We start from the raw sequence: 8,118 nt of genomic DNA, 5'->3' as shown, positions 1-8,118 counted from the left end.
TTTTAGCAGCACAATCAGTATTCATGAATTCTAGCAAATATCTTTATTACTAAAACCCACGTTAACTTGACGCCATCTAAAAATCAAGAGATTTTGACTTTTCCAGTCCTGTTATTTTATACTGGAACGACTCGGAGTCAGCAGGCGCCGCGCCGCAATTCAAAGGATCGGCGCGTAAGATCTGTAAATCCGTTATAATAAGGCTAAGAGAGCGCTTCTGTGGCTGTCGGTAAGAATTTGCCTTGGTTGTAAATGGTGCCCCTTCTAAACGTGAGTTAAGGGGTCACAAGAGCAGGTTAAGTGAGATAAAGGGGTTTAAGATGATGAGCTTTTCAGAACAAATGTTACAGGACTTAGATGAACAAGATTTGACGGCGGCTCAGCGTGATTTTGCGCAAGCTTTGGTCCAAGATGATGATGAGACTTTGTTTAGTTTGGCCGAGGAATTGCAGGCTTTAGGTTTCGACCAAGAGGCGGCTCAGATCGCCCGTCAGTTGATCAAGAAATATCCTGATGCGGACGAGGCGAGACTGATTTTGGCGGAGGTGGCGATCGATGATGACCAAACTGATCAGGCCTTGACTTGGCTCAATCAGATCTCGCCAGATTCACCAGTCTATCCTCAAAGTTTAGTGACGGCCGCTGACCTTTATCAAACATTAAATTTATTGGAGGTCAGTGAACAGAAATTATTGACCGCAAAACGTTTGTTGCCTGATGAGCCGGCTTTAGATTTTGGTTTAGGCGAACTATCCGCGAGTATGGGACGTTATCAAGAGGCGACTTCATACTACCAGCAGCTTTTGGCGGCAGGTCATGACTACTGGGCTCAGGTGTCGATCAAACAGCGCTTGGCCGAGGCGCTTTCTGGTTCCGGGGAATATGAACAGGCTCTAGCGATCTTAGAAGAATTGACCAAAAATTTGGCCACTGACGACCAATTATTTCAATTGGGCGTGCTCTATCACAATCTTCATCAAGAAGAGCAGGCGGTGGCGACATTGACCCGATTACAGCAACAAAACGCTGATTACAGTGCGCTCTATGAGCCGTTAGTGGCAAGTGAACAGGCCTTGGATCAACTAGAAGCTGCCTTACAGACAGCTCAGGTCGGCTTAGGTTATGATGAATTTAATCTGAATCTTTATCGGCTGGGGGCTGAAGCAGCGTTGGCTCTAGGAAAAACGACTGTTGCCCAACAATTACTGGAACAGGGGCTACGAGTCGATCCTGACGCGCAGGCGTTGCGTTTGCTCCTGGCCACGGTCAAAGGTCAGCAAGGTGATGATCAGGCCGTGGTGGAGCTCTTAGAGCCGATCGCGACAGCGGAGCAGGCTGATCCCCAAGTCAATTGGCAATTAGCTGTAGCCTATGACCATCTGGACCAAGTTCCCGCAGCTAAGGATGCTTTTTTTGCCGCTTATCCTAATCTGAAAACCAATCCAGACTTTATGCGCCAGTTCATTGCCTTACTGCAAGCCGAGGCGCAAATACCAGCGTTGCGGCAAGCCTTGAAGCAATATTTGAGTCTGGTACCTGATGATGCGGATTATACGGCCTTGTTATTAGAATTAGAAAACGACGATCACTAAAAAGGCGGGTATTCTTGTCACTGCTTATTCTCGTCCAACAAAAAAGCCTGAGTTATCAGATAAACTCAGGCTTGCTGGTGCTAAAGGCGGTTTAAGTTAGGCCGTTCAATTGGTTTTCTTTCTGGAAAAGATACTATGGTGTGGTCGGGCATAAGTAAAGCCCTCGCCAACGGCTTCATGGACCTCTAAAATCGACACAAAGGCTTTTTTGTCGCAAGCCATAATGATCCGTTTCGCTTGGACCAGCTCATTGGGCGAAACAACACAATAGATGATCTGCCGTTCATCGCGTTGATAGCCACCTTCAGCGTTGAGATAGGTGACCCCACGTTCCAGATCGGCCATCAATTTTTGACTGATCAATTCGTAGTGATCGCTGATGATCAGCATCCCCTTCGCGGAATAGCTACCATCTTGGGTGGCGTCCACGATCCGGGAGAAGACGAATGACGCCAATAACGTGTACATCATATGTTCAATGTCAAGATAGCTGAGTGAGGCTAAAAGGACTAAGACATCAAAAGCAAGTAAAGTCTTGCCCATGGGGATACCTCGTTCGATCTCAAGGATCCGAGCCAAAACATCACTACCACCAGTGGTGCCGCCGAAACGATAGATCAAGCCAGAACCAAAGCCACCGAAGATCCCTGCCAATACGCCAGCGATAAAAAGATCGTCATGAAGGTTGATCAGGCCATTGATCGGTAACCGTTGCCAGATCCATAAGGAGGCAGAAAGAGCGACTGTCCCATAGATCGTATAGATCAGTCCCTTGCGGCCAAGGAAACGATAGCCCAAAATGATCAAGGGGATATTCAAAATGATCGTGGTATAAGCGGGGTCGATGCCCCACCAAGCTCGAAATAGCAATGTGATCCCGGTGATCCCGCCTTCGGCCAAATTGTTTTTGATATTTACGGCGACTAAGCCAAAGCCATAAAATAACGCCCCTAGACTGATCATCAAGATCTCTTTGAAGTGTGGCCAGGTGAGCTTGGAACGAAGTGTGGTTGCCATCTAAATTACCCCTTACAAAATAATGATCGTAAATAAATAAAGAAACAGGTGTTGAACAAATGTATCTAACTAAATTTCCGTCAGAATTCCAACAGGCACTTCCTATTCTACAACAAATCAAAGCTAATGGATATGAAGCTTATTTTGTCGGGGGTTCGGTGCGAGATTTTCTTCTGGGTAAGCCGATCGCAGATGTGGATATCGCCACTAGCGCCTTTCCGGCCGAGATCAAGGCGATCTTTCCTGTGACGATCGATACGGGGATCAAGCATGGGACTGTGACGGTGATGGTCGATCATGTTGGCTATGAAGTCACGACTTTTCGGACGGAATCCGGTTATCAGGATTTTCGACGACCAGATCAAGTGACTTTTGTCCGATCATTGACTCAAGATCTACAACGGCGGGATTTTACGATCAATGCTTTAGCGGTCCGTCATGATGGCTTGGTCATCGATAAATTTGCCGGACTTGCTGATCTTAAGGCAGGTAAGATCCGAGCGGTCGGCGCTGCAGAAGAACGTTTCCATGAGGACGCGCTACGCATGATGCGTGCAGTCCGTTTCAGCAGTCAGCTGGACTTCACGATCGTTCCGGAGACTTACCAAAGTCTGGTCGACAATCGCGCTTTATTAGAAAAAATCGCCGTGGAGCGGATCCATACTGAGTTTATCAAAATGATGTTGAGCCCTAATTGGCAGCGCGGTTGGACTAGTTTTCTGGCCAGTGGGCTGGCCGCTCACGTACCCTATTTCGCGGCGCAGCGGCTGACTTTTCCTGACTTTGCCCAGGGTCCAACTACTATTTTAGGCGATGAAGCAGCGGTCTGGACCTTGTTGGCCAGTTGCGCTGAACTGACTGAAGGACAATTGGTGACGATGTTACGCCAGTGGAAAACCGCCAATCAAGTGATCGCGGCCAGCCGACTGACCTATTCGTTCAGTCAGTATTTGCGCCAAGAACCGCAACCGAGCGCCTGGGCTCTTTATCAACTTGATGAGACTGTTTTGCCACGGTTAGCGCAGGTTTGGGCCAATCAGGGCTGGTCGGCTGATTTTACAGCTTTGCAGGCCCGTTATCTAGAACTACCGATCCATGATGGTCATGAGTTGGCGATCAATGGGGCGATCGTGATGCAAGCCTTGGCGTTAAAACCGGGGCCAGTTTTGGGGCGCGCCTTGAAACTTGTGGAACAAGCGGTGGTCGAAGGCGAAGTCGAAAATCAAACCGCTGCCTTGATCGTTTGGTTGCGAAAACGATTACCAGATATGATATGATAGTCTCGAACCTAATCTGGATTTGAGAAAGGAAGTTATTTGATCATGACTGAAGAACATGTTTTTAAGGAATTACGTTTTTATTTCCGCAACGGGGACGAATGGACGGTCTCCCATGCTGAGATGGCTGATGTTTGGATCGCACGCGTAACCACTTCGTACGGACGGATCAATGGTAGCGGTAAAATGCAAGAAATCCACCCCTGTAAGAGTTTAAAAATCGAGATCTTACCTGAAGCTGACCACACTAAAACCACGGATATCAATGCGGGTTCGCTTGAGATGGGCATGTTTGGACGAGCGATCAAATATCAAGACATTGAAAAATGTGATCTGGTTTTTGAAGAGAGCGAACGCAAACCATTACAGATCTATTTCCCATTCAAGCAGAAAGACGCTTCCGGTCTAGATAATATTTATCAAACGAGTATCATTTCGCCTAAAAATGGTCATCTTTACGTGGTGATCGACGCTGATCGGACTGTTTTTGACGTTTACCCAGAACTTAGAGCTTAACTTGAAGATAAAGGACGATCAAATGTGAATCGAAGTGAACAAACTTATTTAGATTTTTTGAAACAGATCATGACGGAAGGTCACTATAAGGCAGATCGCACAGGTACAGGCACTTATAGTATTTTTGGTTATCAAATGCGTTTTGATCTTCAGGCTGGCTTTCCCTTATTGACGACTAAAAAAGTTCCTTTTGGTCTGATCAAGAGTGAGTTGTTGTGGTTCTTGCGTGGGGACAGCAATATTCGTTTCTTGTTGCAACACAATAATCATATTTGGGACGAGTGGGCGTTCGCTAAATTCATTGTCAGTGCAGATTATCAAGGACCTGATATGACGGATTTCGGGCGCCGGTCGTTGCGCGACCCTGATTTCGCCGCCCGTTACCACGCTGAATTGGCTCAGTTCGATCAGCGGATCTTGACCGATGCGAGTTTTGCTGCCAAGTATGGCGATCTTGGTCAGATCTATGGGCAACAGTGGCGTCATTGGCAAACAACACAGGGCACGACGATCGATCAGCTCGCTGACATCGTGACTCAGATCAAAACGAATCCTGATTCACGGCGTTTGATCGTTAGTGCCTGGAACCCGGAAGCGATCCCCCAGATGGCCTTACCGCCTTGTCATACGTTGTTTCAATTCTACGTTAACGAAGGCAAGCTTTCGCTACAACTGTATCAACGTAGCGGTGACGCCTTCCTAGGTGTTCCGTTCAACATCGCCAGCTATGCTTTGTTGACCCATTTAGTCGCGCAGCAAACAGGTCTAGCAGTCGGTGATTTTGTTCATACTTTTGGCGATGCACACATTTACAGCAATCATCTGGAACAAGTCAAGACCCAATTACAGCGGACGCCGCGCCCGTTACCACAACTGCGATTAACAGGTGGACCCAAAGCTGATCTGGCTGAATATCAAATGGATGAGATCAAATTGAGTGGTTATGATCCAGCACCAGTGATCAAGGCACCTGTTGCTGTTTAAGGAGGGCGAGCCATGTTAGCTTTTGTATGGGCGGAGGATCAACAGGGGCTGATCGGAGCGCAGGGCCATTTACCTTGGCATTTACCGGCTGACCTTCAGCGTTTCAAGCAAGTGACTTGGCAACAGACGATCGTGATGGGACGAAAAACCTATGCCTCCTTTCCGCAAGGTCCTTTGCCACAACGACATCACTTGGTTTTGACTCGCCGCGTAGCCACAGATTTTCCACCAACAGTCGAAGTTTTTGCCACCGAGGCGAGTTTGCGCCAACGAATGCTGACCGAGCCACAACGATGTTTTTATGTGATCGGTGGCGTTGCCCTTTTCAAAATGTTCGCAAAAGACGTGGATCGGCTTTACCAAACGCGGATCGAAGCGACTTATTCTGGTGATACCTACATGCCGCCGTTGGCTTGGTCGAAGTTTGAATTGATCAAACAAGCGGATTTCTCGGCACAAGGTGGCCACCCGGCTTATCATTTCTTGGATTATCGTCGACGCGATTAAAGCACATAACCACTATCTTGATAAAATCAGTATGAGCCATCGGGCCGCTGGTGATTTGGATGAGAAGAACAGCTAGGGCTGGACTTCTCATTTTTTCTAAAGTTTTTTAAAATCAGTCGCTCAAAGTCGTGAGTTGTGTTTCAATGGATAGATGAGCTTTTGATTTTGCGGTGCTGCTCAATGTGTCCCAAGAGCGCCCAAAATCGTTCAGTACCCTTGAACGGGAGCTGATGGCTGGATGACTAACGATTTTATTTGTGGGAGGTGAAGTTTCGTGCGACGGAAACGTAAATTCATTTGGCTTTTTATGATCGTGGCAGTGATTTGGTTGGTCAATGGCAGTAAGAGTCCTTTGTCTAGTCAGCAACAACTGCGGATCAAGCAGGATCTTGGCCAAGTGACCACGAAATTGGTGACATTGGTGAAAAATACGTTTGATCGGACCACGACACCACAGAATACGCAAGATCAAACAAGTGGTGCAACAGCCACCGGTACGACCACGGCGCAAGCTGACGTGGCCAATCAGCAGCAGGCGACCACAGCGTCATCTAAAGCTGAGTCAGACGCAATGACGCCGATCGAAACGATCGTTGAGCCAGGCAGTCTTAAACCAACTTATTATTATCATTTTCAGGCGGGGACTTCAGACGCGGTACAACAAGTTTTTCAAACGGCGATCGCCACTTATAATGAGACCGGTCTAGTCAAGCTAGTCGCTGGCGCGGGCAGCAAGCAAAATAACCGCTTGACTTTAGGTACCTATCAAAAGGATCAAGGCGCCGCAGCTCAGGAAACCGTGGAACTGGGGCAAGGTGGTCCCGAGATCACGACTTATCATCTAGGCAGTTATCAGCTTGCCTATAATCAAGGACAGGCGCAGTTGAATTTGGCCTATCGTCAGTCGATCGCGGTTTCCGTGGCGCTCCATGAATTGGGTCATGCCTTAGGACTGGCTCATAGTACAGATCCTGCTTCGGTGATGTACCCACTGGATCAAGGCATGACTAGCTTGGCCGCGGCGGATCTTGCGGCTTTAAAGCAGATCTATCAATAATCGGATTTGAGAATTGGATTTGAGTTTTTTTGTGTTACGCTGCTCGCTTGATCCTGGTGATCAGCAGATAACTGTTGCTTAGGCGCACTCTTTTAATGAATTTAAGGGCTAATTCTGGTATACTAGCCAAATGAAGCCAATAAAATCTTCGCGGGAACCGCTTGAGAGGAAGCCTGTATAATCATGACTAGCAAAATCAAGATTGTAACTGATTCATCAGTTCAATTGACCCCGGCAGAAATCGAACAGTACCAAATCACAGTGATCCCATTGACGATCGTGATCGATGATGATGTTTATACTGATGGTGTTGATCTATCACGTTCAGAATTCATGGATAAAATGGGTCGTTCGCGGGCATTGCCGCAGACCAGTCAGCCTTCGATCGGGACGATCTTAGACTGCTATGATCGCCTGACTGCAGATGGCAGCCAAGTTATTTCGATTCATATGACAGAAACGATCAGTGGCACGGTCAATGCTGCGCGACAAGCGGCGCAGATCTCGCGAGCAACTGTTACGGTGATCGACAGTGAGTTTACCGATCGGGCGATGGCCTTTCAAGTACTTCGAGCTGCCGAGTTGGCGCAACAAGGCGCGACACTCATGGAAATCGTCGCCGCAGTCGAGCAAGTCCGGAGTAAAACTGAATTATATATGTCAGTGACAAGTTTAACGAATATGGTCAAGGGTGGCCGTTTGAGCCGGGTTTCAGGCATGCTGTCTAGCTTACTGAACATCAAAGTCATCCTGCAGTTACATGATAGTCAGCTTGAGGCGATCACCAAAGGTCGCGGAATGAAAACGATCCATAATTTTTATCGCGACTTGGTTAAAAGAATGGCAGTTGCCGGCGCTTCGATCAAGATGATCGGCATCTCCCATGCCGATGCATTGGAATTGGCGGATCAGGTCAAAGATCAGTTACAGGCAGTCTTACCGCAAGTGCCGATCTTAGTGGCGCCAACTAGTCCAGTGATCGCAACGCACACCGGCCCTGGCGCGATCGCCGTCATGTTTTATCAAGCATAAGCGCTGAATGAAAGTGGGACCAAGGTTCCACTTTTTTGAATGTTTTTCAAAAAAGTATTTTATTAGTGTCTTTAGACCCAGTTGAGCCCGCGAAGCGCGCGAAACAAAAAACCACCCGCTATGCGGGTGGATAACA

Annotated in this window: 8 protein-coding genes; 7 read left to right on the top strand and 1 reads right to left on the bottom strand. The window is 47.7% G+C overall.

What is annotated here, in order from left to right:
• The first annotated feature begins 323 nt into the window (after positions 1 to 323).
• Positions 324 to 1,592 carry a tetratricopeptide repeat protein gene (locus OCU21_RS11015; protein ID WP_261807455.1) on the top strand — a complete coding sequence of 423 codons (1,269 nt, stop codon included), beginning with the start codon at positions 324 to 326 and terminating at the stop codon, positions 1,590 to 1,592.
• Positions 1,593 to 1,697: 105 nt separating this feature from the next.
• Here the strand turns inward: OCU21_RS11015 and OCU21_RS11010 are convergent, their stop codons facing one another.
• On the bottom strand, positions 1,698 to 2,609 hold the full coding sequence (locus tag OCU21_RS11010; protein WP_261807454.1) for a YitT family protein: 912 nt from the start codon (positions 2,607 to 2,609) through the stop codon (positions 1,698 to 1,700).
• A gap of 59 nt (positions 2,610 to 2,668) precedes the next feature.
• Here OCU21_RS11010 and OCU21_RS11005 point away from each other — a divergent pair, with 59 nt between their 5' ends.
• The 6 genes from OCU21_RS11005 to fakB all read left to right on the top strand — a co-directional run bounded on the left by OCU21_RS11005 (position 2,669) and on the right by fakB (position 7,982).
• The gene (locus OCU21_RS11005) at positions 2,669 to 3,886 is read left to right on the top strand and encodes a CCA tRNA nucleotidyltransferase (protein WP_261807453.1); all 1,218 of its coding nucleotides are present in this window, start codon (positions 2,669 to 2,671) and stop codon (positions 3,884 to 3,886) included.
• A 45-nt stretch (positions 3,887 to 3,931) separates the two neighbouring features.
• On the top strand, positions 3,932 to 4,402 hold the full coding sequence (locus OCU21_RS11000) for a hypothetical protein (protein WP_261807452.1): 471 nt from the start codon (positions 3,932 to 3,934) through the stop codon (positions 4,400 to 4,402).
• Between the two features lie 24 nt (positions 4,403 to 4,426).
• Positions 4,427 to 5,386, top strand: a complete 960-nt coding sequence (locus OCU21_RS10995; protein ID WP_261807451.1) for a thymidylate synthase — start codon at positions 4,427 to 4,429, stop codon at positions 5,384 to 5,386.
• 12 nt (positions 5,387 to 5,398) lie between these two features.
• On the top strand, positions 5,399 to 5,893 hold the full coding sequence (locus OCU21_RS10990; RefSeq protein WP_261807450.1) for a dihydrofolate reductase: 495 nt from the start codon (positions 5,399 to 5,401) through the stop codon (positions 5,891 to 5,893).
• Between the two features lie 274 nt (positions 5,894 to 6,167).
• Positions 6,168 to 6,950, top strand: a complete 783-nt coding sequence (locus OCU21_RS10985; protein ID WP_261807449.1) for a matrixin family metalloprotease — start codon at positions 6,168 to 6,170, stop codon at positions 6,948 to 6,950.
• 183 nt (positions 6,951 to 7,133) lie between these two features.
• A complete protein-coding gene (gene fakB, locus OCU21_RS10980) occupies positions 7,134 to 7,982 on the top strand; it encodes a DegV family protein (protein WP_261807448.1) in 849 nt (282 codons plus the stop codon).
• The last annotated feature ends 136 nt before the right edge of the window (positions 7,983 to 8,118 follow it).

Source organism: Lapidilactobacillus luobeiensis, from assembly GCF_024345205.1.
Taxonomy (GTDB): Bacteria; Bacillota; Bacilli; order Lactobacillales; family Lactobacillaceae; genus Lapidilactobacillus; species Lapidilactobacillus luobeiensis.
This window is presented reverse-complemented; position numbering and strand designations above follow the sequence as displayed.